The sequence below is a fragment of the Variovorax paradoxus genome, assembly GCF_902712855.1.
Lineage (GTDB): Bacteria > Pseudomonadota > Gammaproteobacteria > Burkholderiales > Burkholderiaceae_C > Variovorax > Variovorax paradoxus_Q.
In genome coordinates, this window is record NZ_LR743507.1 from 922,474 (window position 1) to 948,554 (window position 26,081).

General features: G+C 70.8%; 19 protein-coding genes. 7 read left to right on the forward strand and 12 right to left on the reverse strand.

Translation table 11 applies throughout. The features are described from left to right. Positions 1-6 precede the first annotated feature (6 nt). Together AACL56_RS04340 and AACL56_RS04345 are read left to right on the forward strand one after the other, a co-directional pair. Complete coding sequence (locus AACL56_RS04340; RefSeq protein WP_339088602.1) at positions 7-5,718, forward strand: alpha-2-macroglobulin family protein; 5,712 nt, start codon at positions 7-9, stop codon at positions 5,716-5,718. Between the two features lie 8 nt (positions 5,719-5,726). Continuing rightward, a complete protein-coding gene (locus AACL56_RS04345; protein ID WP_339088603.1) occupies positions 5,727-7,361 on the forward strand; it encodes a GMC family oxidoreductase in 1,635 nt (544 codons plus the stop codon). A gap of 7 nt (positions 7,362-7,368) precedes the next feature. Here AACL56_RS04345 and AACL56_RS04350 read toward each other — a convergent pair whose 3' ends face one another. Together AACL56_RS04350 and AACL56_RS04355 are read right to left on the reverse strand one after the other, a co-directional pair. Further along, a complete protein-coding gene (locus tag AACL56_RS04350; protein ID WP_339088604.1) occupies positions 7,369-7,761 on the reverse strand; it encodes a cupin domain-containing protein in 393 nt (130 codons plus the stop codon). Between the two features lie 21 nt (positions 7,762-7,782). Then, positions 7,783-8,658, reverse strand: coding sequence for an AraC family transcriptional regulator (locus AACL56_RS04355; RefSeq protein WP_339088605.1), 876 nt, complete (start codon positions 8,656-8,658; stop codon positions 7,783-7,785). A 437-nt stretch (positions 8,659-9,095) separates the two neighbouring features. Between AACL56_RS04355 and AACL56_RS04360 the strand changes: the two genes are divergently transcribed. Continuing rightward, positions 9,096-9,926 carry an alpha/beta fold hydrolase gene (locus tag AACL56_RS04360; RefSeq protein WP_339088606.1) on the forward strand — a complete coding sequence of 277 codons (831 nt, stop codon included), beginning with the start codon at positions 9,096-9,098 and terminating at the stop codon, positions 9,924-9,926. A gap of 13 nt (positions 9,927-9,939) precedes the next feature. Here the strand turns inward: AACL56_RS04360 and tetR are convergent, their stop codons facing one another. After that, on the reverse strand, positions 9,940-10,611 hold the full coding sequence (gene tetR, locus AACL56_RS04365) for a tetracycline resistance transcriptional repressor TetR (RefSeq protein WP_339088607.1): 672 nt from the start codon (positions 10,609-10,611) through the stop codon (positions 9,940-9,942). Positions 10,612-10,679: 68 nt separating this feature from the next. Between tetR and tet the strand changes: the two genes are divergently transcribed. Continuing rightward, positions 10,680-11,903, forward strand: coding sequence for a Tet(A)/Tet(B)/Tet(C) family tetracycline efflux MFS transporter (tet, locus tag AACL56_RS04370; RefSeq protein ID WP_339088608.1), 1,224 nt, complete (start codon positions 10,680-10,682; stop codon positions 11,901-11,903). A gap of 146 nt (positions 11,904-12,049) precedes the next feature. Continuing rightward, positions 12,050-14,836, forward strand: a complete 2,787-nt coding sequence (locus AACL56_RS04375) for a glycoside hydrolase family 19 protein (protein WP_339088609.1) — start codon at positions 12,050-12,052, stop codon at positions 14,834-14,836. 251 nt (positions 14,837-15,087) lie between these two features. Here the strand turns inward: AACL56_RS04375 and AACL56_RS04380 are convergent, their stop codons facing one another. From AACL56_RS04380 to AACL56_RS04410, 7 genes are all read right to left on the reverse strand, one after another. After that, a complete protein-coding gene (locus AACL56_RS04380) occupies positions 15,088-16,149 on the reverse strand; it encodes an ABC transporter substrate-binding protein (protein WP_339088610.1) in 1,062 nt (353 codons plus the stop codon). A 21-nt stretch (positions 16,150-16,170) separates the two neighbouring features. Continuing rightward, complete coding sequence (locus AACL56_RS04385; protein ID WP_339088611.1) at positions 16,171-17,352, reverse strand: NAD(P)/FAD-dependent oxidoreductase; 1,182 nt, start codon at positions 17,350-17,352, stop codon at positions 16,171-16,173. Between the two features lie 155 nt (positions 17,353-17,507). After that, the gene (locus AACL56_RS04390) at positions 17,508-18,911 is read right to left on the reverse strand and encodes an NAD(P)/FAD-dependent oxidoreductase (protein WP_339088612.1); all 1,404 of its coding nucleotides are present in this window, start codon (positions 18,909-18,911) and stop codon (positions 17,508-17,510) included. After that, complete coding sequence (locus tag AACL56_RS04395) at positions 18,908-19,222, reverse strand: (2Fe-2S)-binding protein (RefSeq protein ID WP_339088613.1); 315 nt, start codon at positions 19,220-19,222, stop codon at positions 18,908-18,910. Before AACL56_RS04395 ends, AACL56_RS04390 begins: the two co-directional genes overlap by 4 nt. Then, positions 19,223-20,017, reverse strand: coding sequence for an ABC transporter permease (locus AACL56_RS04400; RefSeq protein ID WP_339088614.1), 795 nt, complete (start codon positions 20,015-20,017; stop codon positions 19,223-19,225). A 59-nt stretch (positions 20,018-20,076) separates the two neighbouring features. Then, positions 20,077-20,937: an ABC transporter permease gene (locus tag AACL56_RS04405; protein WP_339088615.1), complete on the reverse strand. Its 861-nt coding sequence runs from the start codon at positions 20,935-20,937 to the stop codon at positions 20,077-20,079. A 76-nt stretch (positions 20,938-21,013) separates the two neighbouring features. Beyond that, on the reverse strand, positions 21,014-22,081 hold the full coding sequence (locus AACL56_RS04410; protein ID WP_339088616.1) for an ABC transporter ATP-binding protein: 1,068 nt from the start codon (positions 22,079-22,081) through the stop codon (positions 21,014-21,016). Positions 22,082-22,299: 218 nt separating this feature from the next. Between AACL56_RS04410 and AACL56_RS04415 the strand changes: the two genes are divergently transcribed. Then, entirely contained in the window at positions 22,300-23,196 is an 897-nt protein-coding gene (locus AACL56_RS04415) for an IclR family transcriptional regulator (protein WP_339088617.1), read from the forward strand. Between the two features lie 50 nt (positions 23,197-23,246). Here the strand turns inward: AACL56_RS04415 and AACL56_RS04420 are convergent, their stop codons facing one another. Both AACL56_RS04420 and AACL56_RS04425 read right to left on the reverse strand, forming a co-directional pair. After that, a complete protein-coding gene (locus tag AACL56_RS04420) occupies positions 23,247-23,687 on the reverse strand; it encodes a DUF4174 domain-containing protein (protein ID WP_339088618.1) in 441 nt (146 codons plus the stop codon). Between the two features lie 2 nt (positions 23,688-23,689). Beyond that, on the reverse strand, positions 23,690-24,193 hold the full coding sequence (locus AACL56_RS04425) for a hypothetical protein (protein WP_339088619.1): 504 nt from the start codon (positions 24,191-24,193) through the stop codon (positions 23,690-23,692). 227 nt (positions 24,194-24,420) lie between these two features. Between AACL56_RS04425 and amaB the strand changes: the two genes are divergently transcribed. Then, complete coding sequence (gene amaB / locus AACL56_RS04430) at positions 24,421-25,968, forward strand: L-piperidine-6-carboxylate dehydrogenase (RefSeq protein ID WP_339088620.1); 1,548 nt, start codon at positions 24,421-24,423, stop codon at positions 25,966-25,968. The last annotated feature ends 113 nt before the right edge of the window (positions 25,969-26,081 follow it).

Below are 26,081 nucleotides of genomic sequence, written 5' to 3' on the forward strand. Positions count from 1 at the left end.
GAGACGATGGCCGCGGAACGAAAGAAGAACAAGACTTTTCCCCTGACGGGCAGCCGCGCGCTGTGGTGGCTGCCGGCCCTGGCCGCAGCGCTCGTGGCGGCGCCGCCGCTGCACGCGGCCGGCGTGCTCGCCGTGAGCCCGCAGGGCGAGGCGCGCGACGTGCGCCAGGTGTCGGTGCGCTTCGACGCCGACATGGTGCCGCTCGGCCAGAGCGATGGCGCCGAGCCCGCCACCCTCCGGTGTTCCCCGCAGGTGCCCGAAGGCCGCGCGCGCTGGATCGGCCCGCGCACCTGGGCCTTCGAGTTCGCGAAGGACGTGCGCGGCGGCACGCGCTGCAACGTCGTCTTCAAGCCGGGCCTCAGGACATTGGCGGGCGAGGCGGTGACCGCGCCCCCCACGGCGAGCTTCGTCGCCGGGCCTTACGGCTTCTTTGCTTCCTATCCGATGGAGGGCGCCGAGGTCGCGCCCGACCAGGTCTTTTTCCTGGGCCACCACGATCCCCAGCCGACCGACGATCCCCAGGCGCTGGCCGCGGGCTTCGCCTGCGAACAGCGCGACGGCGACAAGGTGCTGCGCCAGCCCGCAGTGGCCGTCACCGGCGCCGCGCTGGCGGCCGCCGTGCGCGCCACGGCACCGGGCGTGTTTGCGCTTGCATTGCGCTGCGCGCAGCCGCTGCCCGAAGGCTCGCAGTTTCGCCTGAGCCAGGCGGCGGTCGGCAACGCCGAGCCGAAGCGCTTCAACTACAGCGTGCGCCCGCGCTTCACGGCCCGGATCTCCTGCACGGTGCTCGACCATCCGGCGGGCCAGCAGGCCTGCGACCCGCGCCAGCCGGTCGTGCTGAGCTTCTCGGGCGATGTGGCTGCGGCGCGCGCCGGCACGTTCCGGCTGGTCGATGCCTCGGGCGAGGAACGGCCCTTCGACGTCGTCGACAGCTGGCGCCGCAACGAGTTCCGGCAATTGCAGGTGTCGCCTGCGCAGAACGGCTTCGGCGAAGGCACCCGCTTCACCGTGCGCCTGCCCCAGGATTTCCGCGACGTGCTCGGCCGGCCGCTGGCCAATGCGTCGGAGTTTCCGAAGACCGTCGAGTTCGCTCGCCTGCCGCCGTATCTCGGCGTCGCCAACCCGCTGGCGGTGATGCCCTGGCAGGCTGGCAGGTCCGATGCGATGGCGGCCTTCGCGGTGCGCCGCGTCGAGAAATCGCTGCCGCTGCGCCAATGGCGCCTGGGCGGCGAGATGGGCGAGGGCATCGAGGCCTACGCCATCGAACTGCTGCAAGGCCAGCAGGAGGGCCGGTGGCCCACCGACCAGCTCAATGCCAGGGCCGGCGCGCCGCGCACCTCGACGCTCGAAACGAGCGGCGACGCGATGGAGTTCGTCGGCGTGCCGCTCGCTGCGCCCGGCCTGCACGTGGTGCGCGCCGACAGCGCCGCGTTCGCGCGGTACATCGACACGCGCCCCCCGCCGCCGAACCAGTCGCCGAACCAGCCTCGCGACACCACGCCGCGCCAGCGCTACGCCGTGGTGCAGGCCACCAACCTCAACCCCGGTGCGAGCTTCAGCAACGGTGGCGCGTCGGTGATCTGGGTCACCGCGTTCGACAGCGCGAAGCCCGTGGCCGGTGCCGACGTGGCGGTGTACTCGTGCAACCGCGAACTGCTCTGGCGCGGAAGGACCGACGCGCAGGGCCTGGCGCGGCCCGACGAAGCCTTGCGCGGCAAGCTGGCGTGCAACTACAACCCACCCACGTCGCTCGCGCCGCGCTTCGGCGGTGGCAACAACAGCCCCTGGGTGGTGGTGCGCGCCGGCGACGACATGGCGCTGATGCAGGTCTCGGCCGGGTGGAGCGGCTTCTACGGCGGTCGCGCAGCGCAGGGCGTCCGCGCCCACACCGTGCTCGACCGCACCCTGTTCAAGGCCGGCGAGACGGTGAGCATGCAGCACGTGGTGCGGCAGCTCGAGAGCCGCGGCTTCGCACTGCCGCCGGCGGGCACGCTCGACATCGAGATCCGCTACGGCTGGAGCGACAAGGTGCACAGCGCCAGCGTGCCGCTCGGCGCCGACGGCAGCGCCTCGAACCAATGGACGATCCCCGTCGCCGCCAGGCTCGGCGGGTACACAGTGACGGTGTCGCAGGGCGGGCGCCAGCTCACCAGCACGCAGTTCCAGGTCGAGGAGTTCCGCACGCCGGTGTTCGACAGCGAACTGCGCGCCCGCGCAACGTGGGAGCGCGATGCGCAGCTCGCGGTGGTCGATGCGCGCCTGGCCTACTTCGCGGGCGGCGCGGCGGCCAACCTGCCGGTGACCATGCAGCAGGGCTGGACGCGCGCGGTGCAGGGCCCGCGTCCCGGCTACACCTTCTACGAGGAAACCGTCGATGCGTCGATGGCCTCGCCGGCGGCCATCGCGCCGCAATCCGCCAGGCTCGACGCCGCCGGCAAGACGCAGGTGCGGCTGAAGGTGCCGCCGCTGGAGCGGCCGATGCTGCTGCGCACCGAGCTCAAGTTCCAGGACCCCAACGGCGAGACGCAGACCGTCGGCACCGGCACCATGCTGTGGCCCGACCGCATGAAGCTGGGCTTGCGCCTGCGCGCGAAGGACCGCGACCGTCCGCAGGCCGTCGAAGGCATCGCGCTGGACGACAGGGACCAGCCGCTGGCCGACGAGCCCGTCACCGTGCGCGTGAAGCCGGTGACGCGCGACTGGAACGGCGGCCGCCAGCGCCTCACCGACCTGGGCCCCGAGGTGGAGGTGTGCAGCACCCGCACCGATGCGCAGGGCCAGTGGTCGTGCGAATGGCAACTGCCCGCGGCGCAGGGCCAGCAGCAGCCGAGCGAACTCTGGCTGTTCGACGCCAGCGCCGCCAGCCTGAAGCACAGCCGCGCCATCGTGCGCACCGGCATGCTGCAGTACCGCTGGTCGCTGGGCTGGCAGGAAGCCGCGGCCCGTACCGCGCTGCAGCTGGAGAACGGCCCGTCGTTCGGGCCCGGCGAGACGGCCGTGATCGTGGCGCGTCCCGAGCGGCTGCCGGCGTCGCTGCTGCTCACCACCGAGCGCGAAGGCGTCATTGCCGCCAGCGTGCATCCGATCGTCGCGATGGCGCAGCGCATCGAACTGCCGATCGCCGCGCAGCACGCGCCCAACGTGCACCTGTCCGCGCGCTATGTCTATCCGCTGCAGGGCGCGGGCAAGGACGAGCCCGTTGCCAGCACGCAGCGGGCCGACGTGCCGGTGCGCCCCGACGCCTGGACGCTGTCGGTCGGCGTTCGGCCCACGGCCGCCGTGGCGCGGCCGAAAACGCCCGTGCCGATGGAAGTCGCGGTGCGCGACGCCGCCGGCCAGCCAGTGGCCGGCGCGCGCGTCACGCTGGTGGCGGTCGACCAGGCCCTGCTTGCGCTCAAGCCCAACGACACCTGGTCGTTGGCCAAGGTCATGTTCGCGGCGCGCGGCAACGCGGTGACCAGCACGGCGCTCGATGCACGGCTGATGCGCCGCGTCGAGACCGGCCCGCAGCCGCAGCACAAGCCCTACGACGAGGCCGACCGCGGTGCGTTCGGCGCCGTGCCGGCCCCGGCACCGGCGGCCGCCGCAGCCATGATGCGCGCCGGCAAGCCCGATGTGCCCGACGAGGCGCCGCCGCGCAGCGACCTCTCGTCGCTGATCCTCTGGCGCACCGACCTGCGCACCGATGCCCAGGGCATCGCGCGCGCCACCGTGCCGCTGAACGATGCACTCACGCAGTTCCGCATCGTCGCCATCGCGAGCGCGGGCGAGGCGTTGTTCGGGCAGGGCGAGACCACCCTCACCAGCACCCAGCCGCTGCAGATCTTCAGCGGCATGCCCGAGCTGCTGCGCGCGGACGATGCCATCGCGCAGAAGCTCAGCCTGCGCAACACCGGCGCCAGCGCGATGGCCGTGGTGCTCAAGGCCGAGGCGTCCGTCGAGCCGGGCAGCGAATGGTCCGGCGCGCGCGACGTGGTGCCGGCCGATGCGCTGGCCGCGCGCGGCCTGAAGATCGAGCGCCGCGTGCAGCTTGCGCCCGGCCAGACCCAGGAGGTGCTGTGGCCCGTGGCCGTGCCCGCCGGCGCCGGCATGCTGCGCTGGCGCATCGGCGCGCAGGGCGGCGAGGAGCGCGACGCGCTGGAAGTCGCGCAGCGCGTGGTGCCGGCGCTGACCGCGACCGTGCGCCAGTCGACGCTGCTGTCGGTGGCCGATGCCGGTGCCGTGCCCGTCGTGCAGCCGCGCGACGCGGTGCCGCTCACCGGCGGCGTGCGCGTGTCGCTGCAGTCCAGCCTGGTCGACGCGGCGCTGGCCGAGTCGATGCGCTGGATGGCGCAGTACCCCTACATGTGCCTCGAGCAGCAGAGCTCGCGCTTCGTCTCGCTCGACGACCGCGCGGGCTGGGACCGGCTCATGGCCGAACTGCCGAAATACGTCGACGGCAACGGCCTGGCGCGCTTCTTCCCCGAGGCCAGCCTGGGCGGCAGCGAGATGCTCACCATGCAGCTGCTCGACCTCGCCCAGGCCAAGGGCTGGCCCGTGCCCGAGGCGCAGCGCGCGCGCATGCTCGACGCGCTCGATGCGCTGCTGCAGGGCCGCCTCGCGGCGCAGGACTGGGCGCCGCGCAACTACCTCGAGCCGCAGCAGCTCGCCGCGCAGGCCACGCTGGCGGAGCACGGCCGCGCGAAGATCGTGGTGCGCCCCCGGGCGCTCGATGCGCTCTCGGCCCAGTCGCTGGTCGACTGGTCGCGCACGCTCATGGCGATGCCGGCCGATGCCGAACGCGACGCCGCGCTGAATGAAGCCGGCGCGCAACTGCGCAGCCGCTTCGACGTGCAGGGCACGCGCCTGCGCTGGCGCGACGAGTCGGCGCAGCACTGGTGGTGGTTCATGTGGAGCGGCGACAGCACCGCCGCGCGCATGGCGCTGCTGGCACAGAAGTGGGCCGAGACCGACGCGGCCTGGAAAGCCGACGCACCGCTCATCACGCAGGGCCTGGTCGGCCGGCAGGACGCGGGCCGCTGGGGCACCACCACCGGCAACGCGTGGAGCACGGTCGCGCTGCGCCGCTTCCAGCAGCAGTTCGAGGCCGGCCCGGTCGACGGCGTGACGCGCGCTGCGCTGGGCCGCACCACGCGCGAGGCCGCATGGGCCGATGCGAAGGTGCCGGACATGCTGCTGCCGTGGCCCGGGCAAGGCGCGCAAGGCACGCTGCAGCTGCGCCACGAAGGCAGCGGCAAGCCCTGGGCCACCATCAGCACGCTGGCCGCGGTGCGCAACACGCAGCCCGTGGCCAATGGCCTGGTGGTGCGCCGAACGGTCACGCCGGTGGAGCAGAAGCGCAAGGGCCAATGGTCGGTGGGCGATGTCTACCGCGTGCGGCTCGACCTCGAATCCACCGCCGAGCAGACCTGGGTGGTGGTGCGCGACGCCGTGCCATCGGGTGCCAGCCAGCTCGGTCGCGGCCTCGGCCGCGAAAGCACCCTTGCGCAGCGCGGCGAACGCAGCGCGGGCTGGGCGTGGCCCAGCCACATCGAGCGCGCCACCGACAGCTACCGGGCCTTCTTCCGCTACTTGCCGCGCGGCAGCTGGAGCGTGGAATACAGCGTGCGGCTGAACAACGCGGGCGAGTTCAGGCTGCCGCCGGTGCGTGCCGAGGCCATGTACGCGCCCGAAGTATTCGGCGAGGGCACCGCCCAGACCATGACCGTGAAACCCTGAGAAAAAAGATGAGAGACAACGACAACACCTTCGACTACATCATCATCGGCGCCGGCACCGCGGGCTCGCTCATGGCGAACCGCCTGAGCGCCGACAAGAGCAGGCGCGTGCTGCTCATCGAGGCGGGCCGCAAGGACGACTACCACTGGATCCACATCCCGGTGGGCTACCTGTACTGCATCGGCAACCCGCGCACCGACTGGCTCTACAGCACCGAGCCCGACGCCGGCCTCAACGGCCGCGTGCTGCGTTATCCGCGCGGCAAGACGCTGGGCGGCAGCTCGAGCATCAACGGCATGATCTACATGCGCGGCCAGTCGCGCGACTACGAGCAGTGGGCCGAGGCCACGGGCGACGACGGCTGGCGCTGGCAGAACGTGCTGCCGGCCTTCAAGAAGCACGAAGACCACTACCTGGGCGCCGACGAGATGCACGGCGCGGGCGGCGAATGGCGCGTCGAGAAGCAGCGCCTGCGCTGGGACATCCTCGACGCCTTCGCCGAGGCCGCGGTGCAGGCCGGCGTGCCGCACTCCACCGACTTCAACCGCGGCAGCAACGAGGGCGTGGGCTACTTCCAGGTCAACCAGAAGAACGGCTGGCGCTGGAACACCGCCAAGGCCTTCCTGCGTCCGACCTGCTATGGCAGGCCCAACTTCGAGCTGTGGACCGGCGCGCAGGTCGCGCGCCTGCTGTTCGAGACCCAGCCCGACGGCACGCGCCGCTGCACCGGCGCCGAGGTGTGGAACGGCACCGAGATGACCACCGCCACCGCCTCGCGCGAGGTGGTGCTGAGCGCGGGCGCCATCGGTTCGCCGCAGATCCTGCAGCTCTCGGGCGTCGGCCCGGCCGAGCTGCTGCGCCAGCACGGCATCGACGTGGTGCTCGACGCGCCCGGCGTGGGCGCCAACCTGCAGGACCACCTGCAGATCCGCGCGGTCTACAAGATCGCCGGCGCGCCCACGCTCAACGTGATGGCCTCGTCGATGGTGGGCAAGGCGAAGATCGGCCTCGAATACCTGATGAAGCGCAGCGGCCCGATGAGCATGGCGCCCTCGCAGCTCGGCGCCTTCACGCGCAGTTCGCCCGATCGCGAATGGCCCAACCTGCAGTACCACGTGCAACCGCTGTCGCTCGATGCCTTCGGCGATCCGCTGCACAGCTTTCCGGCCTTCACCGCGAGCGTGTGCAACCTCAACCCGACCAGCCGGGGCTCGGTGCGCATCAAGAGCGGCCGCTTCGAGGACGCGCCCGCCATCGCGCCCAACTACCTGAGCACCGACGAGGACCGCAAGGTCGCGGCCGAGTCGCTGCGCGTGACGCGCCGCATCGCCGAGCAGCCGGCGCTGGCCAGGTACAAGCCGCAGGAGTGGAAGCCCGGCGTGCAGTACCAGACCGACGAGGACCTCGCGCGTCTGGCCGGCGACATCGCCACCACCATCTTCCATCCGGTGGGCACGACGAAGATGGGCGCCGAGGCCGACCCGATGGCGGTGCTCGATTCGCGCCTGCGCGTGCGCGGCGTGCGCGGGCTGCGTGTGGTGGACGCCGGCGCGATGCCCACCATCACCAGCGGCAACACCAACAGCCCGACCTTGATGATGGCCGAGAAGGCGGCGGGCTGGATCGTCGAGGACAACCGCTGAGTGCGCGTCAGATCCACACGTCGTTCGGGCGGGTGCGGTCGCTTTGCTCGCCGCCGGTGTTGACCACGCCGCGCGGCTCCACCAGCAGGACGTGCGTTTCGCTGCGGGCGAAGGGCTTGTGTTCCACGCCCTTCGGCACCACGAACATTTCGCCGGCGCGAAGCCGGACGGCGCCGTCGCGCAAGTCGATCCGCAGTTCACCCGCCACGACGAGGAAGCACTCGTCGGTGTCGGCATGGCTGTGCCACACGAAATCGCCCTGCAGCTTGGCGATCTTGAACTGGTAGTCGTTCATCTCGGCGACGACGCGCTGCGACCAGTGCTCGTGCAGCAGCGACAGCTTGTGGGCGAGGTTGATGCTGGCGTAGTTGCGCTCAGGAGGCGCGAGAGTCGGTGTCATGGCGTTTGCGGTCCGGAAGATTCAATCGAACTGCACTCTAGAAGGCTCTCCATCGGTCGTCTTGAACGATCGTGCGTCGCTTGCGAGGTCGTGCCCGGCCCTGAAGATGCGCAGCCACCGGGCCGGTGTGACGCCGAAGGCCTCCGCGAACTGCCGCGTCATGTGGCTCTGGTCGGCGAACCCCGCCAGGACGGCGCATTCGGCCAGCGGCCGGCCCGCCAGCATGTGGCCGCGGGCACGGTCGAGCCGCCGCAGCGTGACGTAGCGGTAGGGGCTCGTGCCGAAGAAGGTGCGGAAGTCGCGTGAGAGACTCCAGCGGTCGCGCCCTGCTGCCGCTGCGAGCGCGTCCAGCGTGACGGCGCGATCGGGGTCGTCGTGGATGAACTCGCGCGCGATCCGCGCTGCACGAAAGTCGCCTGCCGGCTCGCGAGCCGGCGTCCCGGCGGCGGCCTGCAGGGCGAGCGCCAGCGAGAGCAGCGCGTCGTCTTCCTCGAGCGCTTCCAGCGGCGCATCCAGATGGTCCAGCAGCGCCCGCGCCGCGCGGGCGAGACGCGGGTCGGTGGACACGCCGCCTGCGACGAATGGCAGCGCCACGCCGCCCAGCGCCTCCTGCAGCCGCGCCGGCTCCACGTACAGCATCCGGTAGCGGAAGCCCTCGTCCGTGCCGGCGTGGCCGTCGTGCACCTCGTCGGGATGCAGCACGACCGTGTTGCCGGCCAAGCTGTGGCGCATCGAGGCGCGGTACGTGAACGACTGCACGCCGGCCATGGTGCAGCCGATGGCGTATGTGTCGTGGCGGTGCAGCGCGTAGGCGTCGCCCTGGAAGAAGGCCTCGATGCGCTCCAGGCCGCTGTTGCCGGCGCCGCGCAGCAGCCAGTCCGACGGTGGCAGGCTCATGCGACGACCTTCCCGCCGCGGCGGGCGCAGAAGCCCGTCCGGTGGAGCGGGGCGGCAGGGTGGCGCGTCATGGGGGCGGCTGCAGGTTGGAGGAACGGCGACTCTAGACCGGCCCGCACCGCGCGTCGAGCGCCGGTGCGAACGTGAAAGGCGCCGGCATTTTGTTCAAGATGCGCCGCGCCGTTTGGCCGACAGTCTCGTGCCCGGCGCAGCAATCCCGCGTTCGCCGGAACACAACCCAGCCAGGAAAGAGCATGTCCGACACCCCAACGACCCCCGAGACAGGCACGGCAGACACCACAGGTGCATCGCGGCGACGTATTCTGGCGGGCGCGGCCGGCATCTTGTCCGCGTCCGCCTTCGGTACTTCAACAGCGGCCGCCACGCAGAAACGCGCGGCGCCACCGGTCTCCTCCAGTCACTCGAAAGGATCTCCCATGAACTTTGTCACCACCAAGGACGGCGCGAACATCTTCTACAAGGACTGGGGCCCGCGCGACGCGCAGCCCATCGTCTTCCACCACGGCTGGCCGCTGAGCGCGGACGACTGGGACACGCAGATGCTGTTCTTCCTCGGCAAGGGCTACCGCGTGATCGCGCACGACCGCCGCGGCCACGGCCGTTCGTCGCAGACCGCCGACGGGCACGAGATGGACACCTACGCGGCGGACGTCGCGGCCCTGACCGACGCGCTGGACCTGAAGAACGCCGTGCACATCGGCCATTCGACGGGTGGCGGCGAAGTGGCGCGCTATGTGGCCCGCGCCAAGCCGGGGCGCGTGGCCAAGGCGGTGCTGGTGAGCGCCGTGCCGCCCATCATGCTGAAGACGCCGGCCAACCCCGGGGGCCTGCCGCTGGAAGTGTTCGACGGCTTCAGGGCCGCGCTCGCGGCCAACCGCGCGCAGTTCTTCATCGACGTGCCCGCCGGCCCGTTCTACGGCTTCAACCGGCCGGGCGCGAAGGTCTCGCAGGGCCTCATCGACCGCTGGTGGCTGCAGGGCATGATGGGCGCGGCCAATGCGCACTACGAGTGCATCAAGGCGTTCTCGGAAACCGACTTCACCGAAGACCTGAAGAAGATCGACGTGCCCGTGCTCGTGATGCACGGCACCGACGACCAGGTCGTGCCCTACGCGGATTCGGCCCCGCTGTCGGCCAAGCTGCTCAAGCACGGCACGCTGAAGAGCTACGACGGCTATCCGCACGGCATGCTGTCCACGCACGCGGACGTGATCAACCCCGACCTGCTGGCCTTCGTGAAGGGCTGAGGCCGGGAGGCGCTCAGCGGCCCTTGGCGGCGCGGCGCTTCTTCGGAATGGAAGCGGCCGCCGGGGCCGGCTCACCCGCCAGCCGCGCCTTCGCGCCCTCGAGCATGAGGTCCACGCCGATCTCGAACAGCGCATCGGGGCCGGCCTTGCGGTAGCTCGCGAAGGCCTCCGCCAGCAGCGGGCGGGAGGCCGCCGCCGCATCGAGCGCCTGCTGCTGCACCTCGGCATCGGGCGGCGTGGCCTGCTGCTCGAGCACGCAGCCCACCGTGTAGCGGCCCAGCGCGATCAGCAGCGTCATGGCCTGCGGCGCGGGCACCCCCAGGCCGACCACGGCAGCGAGCTGCGCCTCGACCATGTCGAGGTCGCCCGGATCGGGCTCGGAGCCCGCATGCAGCCGCGCGCCGTCGCGCCGCGCCAGCAGCGCGCGGTGGAAACTGCGCGCGTTCTCGCGCAGGAACGCATCCCACGTCTCGCCCGGCAACGGCAGCTTGCGGTCGTGCGCGCGGCGCAGGATCTCGCCGTTCATCGCGTCGAGCAGGGCGCGCTTGTTGCGGAAATGCCAGTACAGCGCAGGCTGCTGCACGCCGAGCCGCTCGGCCAGGAGCCGGGTGCTGAGCTTGTCCATGCCGACCTCGTCGAGCAGCGCGAGCGCCGCTTCGAGGATCGCTTCGCGGTCCAGTTTCATGCCACCGAGGATGCCATGGCGCGCGCGGACTTCACGGGTTGGAATTTATCGCTGATAATTCCTTATCGATGATAAATTCAAACACCCCTTCGCATGCCGTCGCGGGCCGCCGGCACGCGCATGCCGTGATCCTGGCCATCGTCATGCTCGATGCCGTGGGCATCAGCCTCGTCATGCCGATCGTGCCGGGCCTGCTGCGCGAGGTCGGCCACACCGGCGACCTCGGCTGGCGCTTCGGCGCCTTCCTTTCGCTCTACGCGCTGATGCAGTTCCTTTGCGCGCCCGTGCTCGGCGCCCTGAGCGACCGCTTCGGGCGCCGGCCGGTGCTGCTGGTCTCGTTGGCAGGCGCCGCGGTCGATGCGCTCTTCATGGCCAATGCGTCCTCGCTGTGGATGCTGTTCGTCGGCCGCGCGATCGCGGGCATGACCGGCGCGAGCATGGCGGTGGCGTCGGCGGCCATCGCCGACCTCACGCCCGAGCACCAGCGCGCGCGCTGGTTCGGCCGCATGGGCGCCTGCTTCGGGCTCGGCTTCATCGCCGGACCCGCGCTCGGCGGCGTGCTGGGCGACCACGGCGTGCGGCTGCCGTTCGTTGCGGCCGCCGCGCTCAACGGGCTGACCTTCCTGGCCGCCCTGGTGCTGCTGCGCGAGTCGCGCCCGCAGGCGCTCGGGGCGAAGCCCTTCGACCGCGGCGTGCTGCATCCGCTCGCTCCGCTGCGCTGGGCCGCGGGCTTTCCCGCGCTGCTGCCGATGCTCGGCGTGTTCCTGGTGCTCGTGCTGGTGGGCGAAGTGGCCGGCACCACCTGGGTGATCTACGGCGAGGACAGGTTCGCGTGGAACGGCACCATGGTCGGCCTCTCGCTCGCGGGCTTCGGCCTGTGCCATGCGCTGGTGCAGGCCTTCGTGGCGGGGCCGGTGGCCGAGCGCTGGGGCGAGCGCGCGACGATCGCCCTCGGCACCGCTGCCGACTTCACGGCCTACGTGCTGATCGCCTTCGCCACGCGCGGCTGGATGGCGCTCGCGATGCTGCCGCTGCTGTGCCTGGGCGGCATCGGCGCGCCGGCGCTGCGCTCATCGCTGTCGGTGCGCGTGGGCGAGGCGCACCAGGGCCGGCTGCAGGGCGTGCTCGCGAGCATCACCAGCCTGGCCGCGGTGCTCGGGCCATTGCTCATCAGCACGCTCTACTTCGCGTACCGCACGACCTTCCCGGGCATCGTGTGGCTGGCGGGCGCCGCGGTGTACTTGCTGTGCCTGCCGGTGCTGATGCGCAAGACGGACCCGCCGCAGGGCTGAAACACCGAGACGAAAAAGGAACGAAGCGTTACAGCGACGCTCCACCTTCGGCATACGCAGTTCGTGGAATTTCCTTCGCCGCCCGCGCGCGGAAAGATGCGCGGGCCGCACGGCACGCGACCTCATCGCCCGAAGGAGCACCTCCCATGCTGACCGATCTCCAACTTGCGCAGATCATGCGCAACGCCTCGCAGCGCCGGCGCGCGCTGTTCCTTCAGCCGCTCAACGACGCCATGGCCGCGCACGGCATCGACACGCCGCTGCGCATGGCGGCCTTCCTCGCGCAGCTGGCGCACGAGTCGGGCGAGCTGCAGTTCATGGAGGAGATCTGGGGACCGACCGCCGCGCAGAAGCGCTACGAGCCGCCGGGCGACCTCGCGCGCCGGCTGGGCAACACGCAGCCCGGCGACGGCCGGCGCTTCAAGGGGCGCGGGCCCATCCAGATCACCGGCCGCGCCAACTACAAGACCTTCGGCGACCTGATGGGCCTCGACCTCGTGGGCAACCCCGACCAGGCCGCGACGCCGGAGGTCGGGTTCGCCATCGCGGGGCTTTTCTGGGAACGCAAGGGCCTCAACGCACTGGCCGACGCGGGCGACTTCACGGAGATCACGCGGCGCATCAACGGCGGACAGAACGGCGCGGCCGAGCGCGAGCGCTTCTATGGCGTGGCGAAGCAGGTGCTGGGCGCGGGCGCGCCGGTGCAGTCTCCCGCCGGTGCGCGTGCGGCCGCCGGCAAGGGCGCCAGGGCGCGCGCCGGCACGGCAGCGGCCGACGCGCTCGAACGCGGCCCCGAGCTGATCGCCCTCGACACCGAAGCGCAGGCCGCGGGCGGGCAGGTCGCGGCGAAGCGGCCCACGGGCCGCACGAAGAAGCGCGCGGGCTCGCCGGAGGCCGGTGCCGCCACGGATGACGCCGCACCCCGGCGCGTGCTCGACGCCCGCCCCGACACGCTCGACTTCCGCGACCTCATGTACATCCCCACGCTGATCGAGGTGCCGACGCACGTGCCGCTGGGCGACTACATGGAGCACGGCGTGCCGATCCTCGACCAGGGCAGCGAGGGCGCGTGCACCGGCTTCGGGCTGGCCACGGTGGCCAACTACCTGCTGCTGCGCCGCCGCGTGGTGCCCGACAACGTGCCGGTGAGTCCGCGCATGTTCTACGAGCTGGCGCGACGCTACGACGAGTGGCCCGGCGAGAACTACAGCGGCTCCAGCGCGCGCGGCGCGATGAAGGGCTGGCACAAGCACGGCGTGTGCTCCGAGACGCTGTTCCCCTACAAGCCCGCGAAGAAGAGCGACCCGCAGGGCCTGACCGACGCGCGCACGTCCGACGCGCTGCGCCGGCCGCTGGGCGCCTACTTCCGCGTGAACCACAAGGACATCGTCGCGATGCACACCGCGCTGGCGGAGGTCGGCATCCTGTATGTCACCTGCACCGTGCACACCGGCTGGAACGACGTGGGCGCCGACGGCGTCATCACCCAGTCGCCCAGCATCACCGGCGGCCATGCCTTCGCCATCGTGGCCTTCGACGACCAGGGCTTCTGGCTGCAGAACTCGTGGGGGCCGGGCTGGGGCCGCCAGGGCTTCGCGCGCATCAGCTACGACGACTGGCTCGAGAACGGCAGCGACGCGTGGGTGGCGCGCCTGGGTGCGCCGGTCACGCTGCGCAGGCTCGAATCGATCGCGGCGGTGCATTCGGCCGCGGCCGCGCAGTCGAACGCGTACTCGTTCGCCGACCTGCGCCCGCACATCGTGAGCGTCGGCAACAACGGCACGCTGAAGGCCGGCGGCGACTACGGCTGCACCGAGGCCGAACTCGCGCGCATCTTCGAGGACGACATTCCGCGCGTGACGCAGGGCTGGGACAAGCCGCGCATCCTCCTGTACGCGCACGGCGGCCTGGTGGGCGAGCAGGCCGCCACGCAGCGGCTGGCCGAGTACCGGCCGCCGCTGCTCGGCGGCAACGTGTATCCGCTGGCCTTCATCTGGCGCACCGACTACTGGACCACGGTCACCAACATCCTGAAGGACACGGTGAGCCGGCGGCGCCCCGAAGGCGCACTCGACGCCACCAAGGACTTCATGCTCGACCGGCTCGACGACGCGCTGGAGCCGCTGGCGCGCGTGCTCACCGGCAAGTCGGCGTGGGACGAGATGAAGCAGAACGCGCTCGCCACCAGCGCGCCCGGCGGCGCCGCGGTGCTGGTGGCCGACCACCTGAAGGCGCTGGCGAAGAAGCTGCCGGGGCTCGAGATCCACATGGTGGGCCACAGCGCGGGCTCGATCCTGCTGGCGCCGGTGGTCAAGCTGCTCACCGACCGCGGGCTCAAGGTCGAGACCTGCACGCTGTGGGCGCCCGCCTGCACCGTGGACCTGTTCCGATCGGCCTACCTGCCGGCGATGCAGAAGGGCACGCTCGGCAAGATGGCGGTGTTCGCGCTCAGCGACAAGACCGAGCGCGACGACAACTGCGCCAGGATCTACAACAAGTCGCTGCTCTACCTCGTGTCGGCCGCGTTCGAGAAGGAGGCGCGCATCCCGCTGTTCCGCGAGGGCGAGCCCATCCTGGGCATGGAGCGCTGGATCGACGCCGACCTGCGCCAGACCTTCCAGAAGCTCGGGGCCGAACTGGTGCTGGCGCCGAACAACCAGCCGGCCGATTCGCAGAGCGCTTCTGCCGCCATGCACCACGGCGACTTCGACGACGACGAGAAGACGGTGATGTCGACCTTCCGCCGCATCGTCGCCGGCGCGAAGCCGCCGAGCCAGGCCGCGCGCGGCATCGGCAAGGCCGGCGCCGCACTTGCGCAGCCCATGGCCGCGCCCGCGGGGGCCGGGCGCGGCGCCGCCGTGCCGATGTTCCGCCGTTCGGAGTCGTCACTGCGCGACCAGCGCACGCTGATTGATTTGAAGACGATGCGTTAGGTGGGGCAGGAGACTTGCTGCATCGCGCGGACGTCATCGCCGCTCACCCTCACCCCAGCCCTCTCCCGCGTGCGGGAGAGGGGGCAAGACATCGGCGATGGATTCGGCGCAGCGGGGCGTGTCGTGTTGCCCCCTCTCCCGCTTGCGGGAGAGGGCCAGGGTGAGGGCCGACGGCCTCACGACATCGCGCGTATCTCATCGCCGCTCACCCCACCTCAGCCCTCCCCCGGAAGTTGAGGGAGCAACCCAAATCAACGCTCGATGGTCTTGTTCCAGCGCGCGTTCCACGCGGGCCGGTTCGCGTTGATGCTCTCCCAGTCGATGGTGACGGCGGTCTTCATCCACTTGTTGATGTCGGCCACCTGGGCGGCGCCTTCACCCTCGGCCGGGGCCTTCGGGTTGGTCGGGATCTGCGCGCCGTACTGCAGCACGTTGGCCTGCGCCACCGGGCTCAGCAGGAACTCGGCGAGCTTCTGCGACAGCTCGGGCTCGCTGTTGTTGGCAATCACGCACTGGCCCACCATCAGCACCACCGCGCCTTCCTTGGGCGGCGCGTACTCCACGGGGATGCCCTTGGTCTTGAGCGCGGCCACGGCGGTGGGCGTCAGCGGGAAGATGGCGGCCTCGCCGGTCTGCACCATCTCCGAGAGCTTGGCCGAACTCGGGATGTACTCCAGCACGTTCGGGCCGACCGTGGTGGGCCAGGCCTTGAAGCCGGGCTCCACGTTCTTGTCGTTGCCGCCCTGGATGCGGTTGATCATCAGGAAGCCGTGCAGTCCGAAGGACGAGGACGACATCGACTGGAAAACCACCTTGCCCTTGTACTTGGGGTCGGCCAGGTCCATCCACGAGGTGGGCGCCGCCCAGCCCTTTTCCTTGAACATCTTGGCGTTGTACGCCAGGCCGGTCATGCCCAGGCTCACGCCGCTGGCCATGTCGTCCTTGAAGCGCGCGGCGGGGTAGATCTCGCTGAGCGCCTGGCTGGGCTTCTGCTTCTGGCACAGGCCCATGCCGATGGCCCGCACCATGACGCCGTCGTCGAGGAACATCACGTGCATCTGCGGCTTGTCCTTGTTCGCCTGCGCCTTCGCGAGGATGTCGGAGGAGGTGCCGGGCACCACCACCACCTTCGCGCCGTAGGCTTTCTCGAAGGCAGGGAACACGTACTGCGTGTACGCCTTCTCCATGGTGCCGCCGTTCATGCCGATGTACAGCGTCTTGGTCTGCGCGCCGGCGATGCCGGAGGCCGCGAGCAGCGAGGCGAGGAGCAGGAGGGGGCGGGGGGACTTCAGGGACCTGGCGGTGCGGGACATGGTGATGCTCTCCAATCAAGTTCAGGTGGGGACGACGGTGGAAACGGGGGACGCGGATGAAACGGGTGCGCCGGGCGGCGCGTCGAAGCGGTCGATGGCGAAGGCGTCGATGGGCGTGTCGGTGTGCCCGTCGCGCGCCAGTTCGGCGAGCACCTCGCCGGCGGCCGGGCCGATCTGGAAGCCCGCGCCCGCGAAGCCGAAGCCGTGGAACAGGCCGGGCGTGGTGCGGCTGGGGCCGAGGACCGGTTCGCGGTCGGGCAAGTAGCCCTCGTTGCCGCCCCAGGTGCGGATGATGTGCGCGTGGCGCAGCGCGGGCAGCAGCTCGACGGCCTGCAACGCCAGCGTGGCGATGCCTTCGCGTTCGGCGCGCGCCCTGTCGTCGCCGATGGTGAAGCCGCTGCCGCCGCCGAGCACGAGGTTGCCGCGCTCGACCTGGCGGCAGTAGATGCCGCCGCCCTCGACGCCCAGGCTCCAGGTCATGAAGCGCGGCAGCGGCTCGGTCACGGCCATCAGCGGGCTGCGCGCATACATCGGCGGCGTCTCGCCGAACTGGCCGGCGATGGCGCCGGCCCATGCGCCGGCGCAGTTCAGCATCAGCGGCGCCTGCACTTCGAGCGTGCCTTGCCCATGCGCCGCGCGCACCATGAAGCGCTCGCCGTCGTGTGCCACTTCCTCGACCTTGTGGCGCTCGAAGACCTGCGCGCCGTGGCGCTTCGCCGCCAGCGCGAAGGCCGGCGCCACCAGCCGCGGGTTGGCCTGTCCGTCCTCCACGCACAGCGAGCCGCCCACGGCGCGCTCGCCGAGCCAGGGACACTGCGTGCGCAGGCGCGCGGCGGAGAAGAGTTCCAGGCCCAGGTCGAAATCGCTGCTGAGTGCGCGGTAGCGCTCCAGCGAGGCCATGTCCGATTCGCTGCGCGCGATCTTGAAATGGCCCGAGCGGATGTATTCGCCGTCGGTGCCCAGCAGTTCGGGCAGCCCGCCCCAGATCCGGTGCGCGCGCTGCGCCAGCGGCAGCTGGCTCACCGGCCGGCCCTGGCGGCGCACGCCGCCGAAGTTCACGCCGCTCGAGCGCGAGCCGCACAGGTCGCGCTCGAGCAGCACCACCCCGGCGCCCATTCGGCGCAGCGCGAGCGCGGCCGAGGCGCCGACGATGCCGCCGCCGACGATGACGACGTCCGTTCGCAGTTGGCTGATCGTGCTCATGACAGTGCGCCCCGTCTTTCTCCCTTCCCGTCCAGGGAGGGCAGGGTGGGGACGAGTGGCGCTTCCACGGGGCGCTCTGCCTGCTCCCATCCCGGCCTTCCGCCGGAAGGGGAAGGCGCAGGACCAGGACCGGAGCACGGTGATCGGATGCGTGCTCATGCACCGCTCCTGTCCGCCGGCACCAGCCGGATCGGGATCGGCTTGATCGGCGCCTGTCCGCGCAGCCGGCCGACCTGCTGCAGCGGCTGCTGCGTGGCGTGCGCGAGGATCTCGGCCGCGGCCACGCCGCACATGCGACCCTGGCAACGGCCCATGCCCACGCGCGACAGCGCCTTGAGCCGGTTCAGTTCGTCCGCACCGGCGCCGGCCACGGTCTGGCGAAGGGTGCCGGCGGTGACGTTCTCGCAGCGGCAGACCACGAGGTCGTCGGGCGCGTGCGCGGCCCAGTCGTGCGGCACCGGGAAGGCGCGCTCCAGGCCGCGCCGGAAGCCGGCGAGCCGCCCGAGTCTGTGTTCGAGTTGCGCCGCGCGCTCGGCTTCGACGGCGATGCCGTTGTCCGCCAGCAGCGCCAGCGCCGCGCGCTCGCCGGCCCATTCGGCCGCGTCCGCACCCATGATGCCGGCCCCGTCGCCTGCGAGGTACACGCCCGCGATGCTGGAGCGCCCCGCCGCGTCGCGCACCGGCAGGTGCGAGCGGTGCAGCGGCGCGTACTCGAAGCGGCAGCCGAGCAGGTCGGCGAGTTGCGTTTCGGAGCGCAGCGCGTAGCCGAAGCCGACCGCGTCGCAGTCCAGCGTGCGTTCCTTGCCGCCGTCCTGCCAGGCCACGCCGGTGACGCGGCCCTGCGTGCCGTCGCCGGTCACGCGCAGCGGCCGCACGCCGCTGTGCAGCGCCACGCCGTTCGCGCGCAGCCAGCCGACGTAGTACACGCCCTTGGCGAACACCGCAGGCTGCGTCAGCATCGCGGGCGCGGCGGCCACCTGGTCCGACAGGCGCGCGGTGTCGAGCACTGCGGCCACTTCCACACCGGCCTTCGCATACTGGTAGGCCACCAGGTACAGCAGAGGCCCGGTGCCCATGAACACCACGCGCCGGCCGATGGCGCAGCCCTGGAACTTGAGTGCGACCTGCGCACCGCCCAGCGTGTAGACGCCGGGCAGCGTCCAGCCGGGCACCGGCAGCACGCGGTCGGTGGCGCCCGTGGCCACGATCAGGTGGCTGTAGGGCACCTGGCGGCTGCCGTGCGTGGGGCCATGCATCACGTCGAGCTGCCGGTCCTGCGCATTCCACACGAGGCTGTCGGGCTGGTGGTCGATGCGCCCGCACAGGCCGTCGAAGGCTGCGTGCAGCGCGTCGGCGCGTTTCGACTCGAAGCCGTAGAGCGTCTTCGCGTTGCGCTGCGCGAGGCTCGCGGGCGGGCGGCGGTAGATCTGGCCGCCGGCGCGCGGCGCTTCGTCGATGACCACTGGCCGCAGGCCGTGCGCGACGAGCGTCTGCGCGGCGCGCACGCCGGCCGGGCCGGCGCCCACGACCACGGGACGGAGTTCGCCGGCGGCCGTCATGCGACGTCCTTTCCGGTGAGCAGCGCCATGCCGGGCGCGATGAAGGTGGAGCAGGCGCGCAGGCGTTCGCCGTCGCCGGTGGAGATCCAGCAGTCCTGGCAGGCGCCCATCATGCAGAACCCCGCGCGCGGCAGGCCGCTGAACTCGTTGCGCCGCAGCTGGGTGCATTGCGTGAGCACCGCGGTCAGCACCGTGTCGCCGGCCAGCGCGCTCGCGGGCGCACCGTCGATCGTGAAGGGCACGGCGTCGCGGCCGGTGGCCTCGGCCACGCGGTGCAGCAAGGCGTGAGGGGCATGCGAAGTCTTCGTCATCTATCTGCGTCCCACCAGCACACGGTCGAGGCCGTAGACCCGGTCGAGCACGATCATCGCCACGGCCGTCACCGCCACCATCAGCGCCGACACCGCGGCCATCAGGGGGTCGATCGACTCGGTGGCGTACATGTACATGCGCACCGGCAGCGTCACCGTGCTGGGCGAGGTGACGAAGATCGACATGGTCACTTCGTCGAAGCTGTTGATGAACGACAGCAGCCAGCCGCCGGTGACGCCCGGCAGGATCATCGGCAGGGTGATGCGGCGGAACACCGTGGCCTGGCTCGCGCCCAGCGACAGCGCGGCCTGCTCGGCGCTGCGGTCGAAGCCCACCAGCGCCGCCACCACCAGCCGCAGCGTGTAGGGCGTGACGATGAGCGCATGCGCCATCACCAGCCAGGCGAAGCTGCCCGTGCCGCCGACGAGTGCGAACAGCCGCAGCAGCGCCACGCCCAGCACCAGGTGCGGCACGATCAGCGGCGACAGGAACAGCCCGTTGAGAAAGTTGCGGCCTCGGAACTCGTAGCGCGTGATCGCCATGCCCGCCGGCACCGCCAGCAGCGTGGCGATGGTGGCCGAGCTCAGCGCGAGCCACAGGCTGTTCCAGAACGACTGCATGAAGTCGGGGTGCGCGAACACAGCCTCGAACCAGCGCAGCGAGAAGTGCGTGGTCGGGATCGTCAACGTGTTCTCGGGCGTGAACGCCACGATGCACACCACCGCCAGCGGTGCCAGCATGAAGACGACGACGAGCGCGTTGAATGCGAGGGCGATGGGGCCGTTCCTGTTCATGGCGCACGCCTTCCGGATGCCAGCGGATACACGAATCGATGGAGCGTGGAGGTCATGGTTCAGCCCAGCGCTTTCTTGTAGCGGCCTTCCACGAGGCGGTTGTAGCTGAGCATGACGACCAGGTTGGCCACCAGCAGCACCAGCGCCACGGCGGCGCCCAGCGGCCAGTTGAGCTCGCTCAGGTACTCGTCGTACACGATGGTCGCGACCATCTTCAGCCGGCGCCCGCCCAGCAGACCGGGAATGGCGAACGAGCTCGCGGCGAGGCCGAACACGATCAGGCTTCCCGAGAGGATGCCCGGCATCACCTGCGGCAGCACGATGCGGCGCAGCGTCGTGAAAGGCGTGGCGTTGAGCGACAGGGCCGCGTTCTCCACCCCGGGGTCGAGCTTCTGCAGCGAAGTCCACACCGGGATCACCATGAAGGGCAGCATCACGTGCACCAGCGCGATGACCACGGCCGCGTTGGTGTAGAGGATCTTCACCGGGCCGATGCCCAGCACCTGCAGCAGGCCGTTCACCGCGCCCTCGGGCCCGAGCAGCATGCTCCAGCCGAAGGCGCGCACCACCACCGACACCAGCAGCGGCGCCAGCACCACCAGCAGCAGCACCGAGCGCCACGGGTTGCGCATGCGGCTCAGCACGTAGGCCTCGGGTGCGCCGATCAGCACGCAGATCAGCGTGACCAGCGCCGACACCCAGAAGGTGCGCCAGAAGATGCCCAGGTAGTAGGAGTCGGAGAACACCAGCGCGTAGTGCGCCAGCGTGAACTCGCCGGACTTCGGGCCCGTGGCCGGGTCGTACACGTTGAACGACAGCACGGCGGTGAGCAGCAGCGGCACCACCAGCAGCGCCGTGAACAGCAGCAGCGCCGGACCGGAGAGCCACCAGGGCGTGGCCGTGCGGGATGCGCCGCTCATCGCGTACCGCCCTCATCCCCACCCTCTCCCCGAGGGGAGAGGGTGCAAGAGACGGAGCAAGAGGTGCAGAGCGCGCTCATTGCGCCATCTCCTCTGCGGGCAGCAGCCGCATGCAGTGCGCCGGCCAGTCGATGCCGGTACGTGCGCCTTCCTCCAGGGCATCGCGGCCGTCGTTGGGGCTCAGCACGGTAAGGTCGCCCACCGGCGTGGCCACGCGATACAGCCACTGGCTGCCCAGGAAGAAGCGCTCGACCACCTCGCCGTCGATGCGGCCGCGGCCCGGCGCCACCAGCTGCAGCTTCTCGGGCCGCACGCTCAGCAGCGCCGCGGCATCGGCGCTGAAACCGGTGTCGTCCACGTCGAGCGACAGCGCACCAACTTTCACGCAGGTGCGCGTGGCATCGCTTGTCGACACGCGGCAGTCCAGCAGGTTGGCCTTGCCCACGAAGGTGGAAATGAAGCGTGTGCTCGGATGCTCGTACACGCGCTGCGGATGGTCGATCTGCGTGGCGCAGCCGCCTTCCATCACGACCACGCGGTCGCTGATGGACATGGCCTCGCTCTGGTCGTGCGTGACCATCACCGTGGTGGTGCCGACCTTGCGCTGGATCTGGCGCAGCTCGAACTGCATCTCCTCGCGCAGCTTGGCGTCGAGGTTGGACAGCGGCTCGTCGAGCAGCAGCACCGGCGGCTCGATGACCAGCGCACGCGCCAGCGCCACGCGCTGCCGCTGGCCGCCCGACAGCTCGCGCGGGTAGCGCGCGGCGTGCTGGTCGAGGTGCACCAGCGCCAGCGCCTGCTTCACCCGCTCGGTGCGCTCGGCCTTCGGCATCTTGCGCATCTCCAGGCCGAAGCTCACGTTGTCGGCCACCGTCATGTGCGGGAACAGCGCATAGGTCTGGAACACGATGCCCAGCCCGCGCGTGTTGGCCTTGGCATGCGTGATGTCCTTGCCCGCGAGTTCGATGCGGCCGCTGCTCACGGCCTCGAAGCCCGCAATCATCTGCAGCGTGGTGGTCTTGCCGCACCCCGAGGGGCCGAGCAACGAGACGAACTCGCCCTTTTCCACCGCGAGGTTCATGGCAGACACCGCGCGGGTGGTGCCGTAGAACTTGGTCACGTCGGTGAGCCGTAGGAATGACATGGAACAGTGCCTTTCTGCGGAAGCGAAAAGATGGCTTCGGGCACCGTGATTCATCTTGGTGCAGGCCATGGACAACTTGCTGCTTTCGATTCACTCTATTGCAACGATTGCGCCAGATCGCTCCGGGTATTCCATTAATCAGAATCTTTCTTCAATTTATTCCATTCAATGGAATATGATGAGGCAAAGAAACGGATTGGATTCCGCAGGAGCAAGGTATGGAAAGCACTTCGGCGAACACCCCGGCGGGCACGCCGGCCACGACGGCGTCCAGTGGCGGCGTGCCGCGCGTCTTTTCGGTGATCCGCGCGCTCGGCGCGGTGCAGGCCGAGGGCGGGCGCGTGACCCAGATCGCACGTTCGGTGGGCCTCACCCAGGCCACCACGCACCGTCTGCTGCAGTCGCTCATGGCCGAAGGCATGGTCGAGCAGGACGAGCGCAGCAAGCTCTACCGGCTGAGCATCGACTTCTTCGCGCTCGCTGCCAGCGCGGGCAACCCCGGCGACCTGCGCTCCATCTGCCGCCCGGTGCTGCTGCGCCTGTGCGCGAGCCTCGGCGACAGCATCTTCCTGCTCGCGCGCAGCGGCTTCGACGCCGTGTGCCTCGACCGCAGCGAAGGCCCGTTCCCCATCCGTTCCTTCACCGGCGACATCGGCGGGCGCATCGCGCTGGGCGTGGGGCAGGGCGCGCTGGCCATCCTGGCGTTCCTGCCGGAGGCCGAGCGAGAAGAAGTGATCCGCTTCAACCTCTCGCGCGTGCGCGAGTACGGCGTGTACGACGAGGTCTATCTGCGCACCGAGATCGAGCGCGTGCGCCAGCAGGGGTACGCGGGCCGCAACACCGGCCTGCTCGAAGGCATGGCCGGCGTGGCGGTGCCCGTGCTCGACCGCGAAGGTCGCGCCGTGGCTGCGCTGAGCGTGGGCACCATCGCCGACCGGCTCAACGCCGACCGCATGCCGACCGTGGTCGACCTGCTCAAGCGCGAGGCCGCGGCGATCGGGCCGCGGATCAACCCGTTCGATGCGACGCTGAGGCGGCCGGCGCAGAGCCTCGCGGGCTCGCCGGCGGGGCAGAAGATTCCGATGCCCGAGGCGCCGGGGCCGGGGAAGGCCTGAGCGTTCAACGCCGGGGCATCAACAACGCCGGCGTGTCGGCACCGCCAGCTTCAACGCCGGCGCATCGGCATCCTGTCGATCTCCGCGAACACCGCCTGCAGGTCGACGTCAGGCCCTTCGGTCATCTTCACGCCGCCGTCCTTGCCGACCAGCACGAAGGTGGGCGGGCCCGCGGCATCGAGTTTCAGCGCGGCCAGCAGCGCGCGGGTCCGGGGCGCGTCGAGCGGCTGCGCATTGCGGCGGCCCTGGCCCGCGACCACCGTGTAGAGCACCATCTCGCGGTCGACGAAGGCCTCGCGCGTGGCGGTCTGGCGCAGGGCGGACTCGACCTTGCGCAGCAGCGCGTCGCCTTCTGCCGGCACCACCACGACCACCGGGCGCGTCTTCCAGCGCTCGGCCAGGAGCGGGTTGCGTTCCGCGGCGGCGGCCGCGAGCGGCAGAGCCACGCCCAGCGCGGCCAGGGTGGGCTTGAGGAAGTTCGTAAAAGGCATGCTCACTCCTTCAGCTTGATGTCCTCGCTCTTGGCTTCCTGCATCGCTTCGGGCTCCAGCTCTTCGGCGTAGCGGTTGAGGCGAATGAACACGCCCCAGCCCGCCATCAGCAGGCCCACCGCGCCCAGCAGGGCGGCGCCGTAGAGCATGAGCTCGGGCGTCTCGCGGGCCTTGAAGATCGCGACCAGGCCCTCGACCGCCACGGCCACCACGATCACCACCATGAACCGCGACAGGAACCGGCGCACCCGCGTCGGCGCGCCGATGTGGGCGTCGCGCACCACTTCTTCTTCGAGCACGGTCTGCGAGATCTGCAGCGCCACGACCGCGGCCGCCAGCAGGCCGACCGCCTCGATCACCGCTTCGGCCGTCGCGATGTCGATGCCCTGCATGACGGCGACAAGGCCCGCGTGCCCCGCGACCGCGATCAGCACCACGGCCGCTGCGGCGAACGCGAACGCCGTCAGCGCGTGGAGCGCGGCGTAGAGAGAAAGGATCGTCTTCATGGCGCGTCGGGCGAGTGAGGGTGGCGCATCTTGGATGCGGCATGGCGCCTTGTGCGTAGGCGCGCAGCCCGTCGGATGCGCGGCGCACGCCATCATCCTTCCTCAAACGCATCAGGTCCTTCCATTTTTTCACTAGCCAATCGCGCGCAGTTCGCTGATATTGGCCGGGTTTTACCCCGTACCGCCTTCCTGCCTTCCTTCTTTCTCCTCCTTCCCGGAGCGCGTCCATGTCCGAAGACCACACCCCCCTTTCCCCGGCGTCCGTCGCCACCGAAGTCGAACAACTGCTGCAGCGCCTGGGCGTGCCGCGTGAAGCCCACACCGGCGGCGAACTGACGGTGCGCTCGCCGGTGTCCGGCGAGGTGGTCGCACAGGTGCGGCAGATCACGCCGCCCGAGGCCACCGCCGCCATCGGGCGCGCGCACGAGGCCTACAAGGCCTGGCGCAACGTGCCCGCCCCGCGCCGCGGCGAGCTGGTGCGCCTGCTGGGTGAAGAACTGCGCATCGCCAAGCGCGACCTCGGCCGGCTCGTCACGCTGGAGGCCGGCAAGATCCCGTCCGAAGGCGCGGGCGAGGTGCAGGAAATGATCGACATCTGCGACTTCGCGGTCGGCCTGTCGCGCCAGCTCTACGGCCTCACGCTGGCCACCGAGCGCGCCGAGCACCGCATGATGGAAACCTGGCATCCGCTGGGCGTGTGCGGCGTGATCTCGGCCTTCAACTTTCCGGTGGCCGTGTGGTCGTGGAACGCGGCGCTCGCGCTGGTGTGCGGCGATTCGGTGGTGTGGAAGCCTTCCGAGAAGACGCCGCTGACGGCCCTGGCCGTGCACGCGATCGCGCAGCGCGCCATCGCCCGCTTCGGCGACGCGCCCGAAGGCCTGCTGGGCCTGCTGCTGGGGCAGCGCGACATCGGCGAGGTGCTGGTGGACGACCACCGCGTGCCCATTCTCTCGGCCACCGGCTCCACGGCCATGGGCCGCCAGGTGGGGCCCAAGCTGGCCGCGCGCTTCGCCCGCGCCATCCTCGAGCTGGGCGGGAACAACGCCGCGATCGTCACGCCCTCGGCCGATCTCGACCTGGCACTGCGCGGCATCGCCTTCGCGGCCATGGGCACGGCGGGCCAGCGCTGCACCACGCTGCGCCGCCTGTTCGTGCACGACAGCGTGTACGACCAGCTGGTGCCCAAGCTGGCGAAGGTCTACGGCAACGTTCAGGTGGGCGATCCGCGCGAGGCCGGCACGCTGGTCGGTCCGCTGATCGACCGCGCGGCCTTCGACGGCATGCAGAAGGCGCTCGGCGAAAGCCGCGAGGCCGGCGCGAAGGTGCACGGCGGCCAGCGCGTGGACGGCATCGGCACCCCGGACGCCTACTACGTGCGCCCGGCGCTGGTCGAGCTGACGTCGCACGACGGCCCGGTGCTGCGCGAGACCTTCGCGCCCATCCTGTACGTGGTGCGCTACAGCGCGCTCGACGAGGCTATCGAATGGCACAACGCGGTGGGCGCGGGCCTGTCGTCGTCGATCTTCACGCTGAACGTGCGCGAGGCCGAGCGCTTCATGTCGAGTTCGGGCTCGGACTGCGGCATCGCCAACGTCAACATCGGCCCGAGCGGCGCGGAGATCGGCGGTGCCTTCGGCGGCGAGAAGGAAACCGGCGGTGGCCGCGAAGCCGGCTCCGACAGCTGGAAGGCGTACATGCGCCGCGCGACCAACACCATCAACTACTCCACGGCGCTGCCCCTCGCGCAGGGCGTGACCTTCGACATCGGGGAGTAAGTCTCTCCCCCAGGCTTCGCGCACTTCGTGTCGCTGCGCCTTCCCCCTCGCCGGGGGCGACATCTGCGGCCCGGCAGAGCCGGTTCCGCGATGTCCCGCGAATGGGCTGTCCG

Coding starts and splice junctions, on each gene's coding strand:
- AACL56_RS04340 (WP_339088602.1), top strand. CDS start 7: ATGGCCGCGGAACGAAAGAAGAACAAGACTTTTCCCCTGACGGGCAGC.
- AACL56_RS04345 (WP_339088603.1), top strand. CDS start 5,727: ATGAGAGACAACGACAACACCTTCGACTACATCATCATCGGCGCCGGC.
- AACL56_RS04350 (WP_339088604.1), bottom strand. CDS start 7,761: ATGACACCGACTCTCGCGCCTCCTGAGCGCAACTACGCCAGCATCAAC.
- AACL56_RS04355 (WP_339088605.1), bottom strand. CDS start 8,658: ATGAGCCTGCCACCGTCGGACTGGCTGCTGCGCGGCGCCGGCAACAGC.
- AACL56_RS04360 (WP_339088606.1), top strand. CDS start 9,096: ATGAACTTTGTCACCACCAAGGACGGCGCGAACATCTTCTACAAGGAC.
- tetR (WP_339088607.1), bottom strand. CDS start 10,611: ATGAAACTGGACCGCGAAGCGATCCTCGAAGCGGCGCTCGCGCTGCTC.
- tet (WP_339088608.1), top strand. CDS start 10,680: ATGATAAATTCAAACACCCCTTCGCATGCCGTCGCGGGCCGCCGGCAC.
- AACL56_RS04375 (WP_339088609.1), top strand. CDS start 12,050: ATGCTGACCGATCTCCAACTTGCGCAGATCATGCGCAACGCCTCGCAG.
- AACL56_RS04380 (WP_339088610.1), bottom strand. CDS start 16,149: ATGTCCCGCACCGCCAGGTCCCTGAAGTCCCCCCGCCCCCTCCTGCTC.
- AACL56_RS04385 (WP_339088611.1), bottom strand. CDS start 17,352: ATGAGCACGATCAGCCAACTGCGAACGGACGTCGTCATCGTCGGCGGC.
- AACL56_RS04390 (WP_339088612.1), bottom strand. CDS start 18,911: ATGACGGCCGCCGGCGAACTCCGTCCCGTGGTCGTGGGCGCCGGCCCG.
- AACL56_RS04395 (WP_339088613.1), bottom strand. CDS start 19,222: ATGACGAAGACTTCGCATGCCCCTCACGCCTTGCTGCACCGCGTGGCC.
- AACL56_RS04400 (WP_339088614.1), bottom strand. CDS start 20,017: ATGAACAGGAACGGCCCCATCGCCCTCGCATTCAACGCGCTCGTCGTC.
- AACL56_RS04405 (WP_339088615.1), bottom strand. CDS start 20,937: ATGAGCGGCGCATCCCGCACGGCCACGCCCTGGTGGCTCTCCGGTCCG.
- AACL56_RS04410 (WP_339088616.1), bottom strand. CDS start 22,081: ATGTCATTCCTACGGCTCACCGACGTGACCAAGTTCTACGGCACCACC.
- AACL56_RS04415 (WP_339088617.1), top strand. CDS start 22,300: ATGGAAAGCACTTCGGCGAACACCCCGGCGGGCACGCCGGCCACGACG.
- AACL56_RS04420 (WP_339088618.1), bottom strand. CDS start 23,687: ATGCCTTTTACGAACTTCCTCAAGCCCACCCTGGCCGCGCTGGGCGTG.
- AACL56_RS04425 (WP_339088619.1), bottom strand. CDS start 24,193: ATGAAGACGATCCTTTCTCTCTACGCCGCGCTCCACGCGCTGACGGCG.
- amaB (WP_339088620.1), top strand. CDS start 24,421: ATGTCCGAAGACCACACCCCCCTTTCCCCGGCGTCCGTCGCCACCGAA.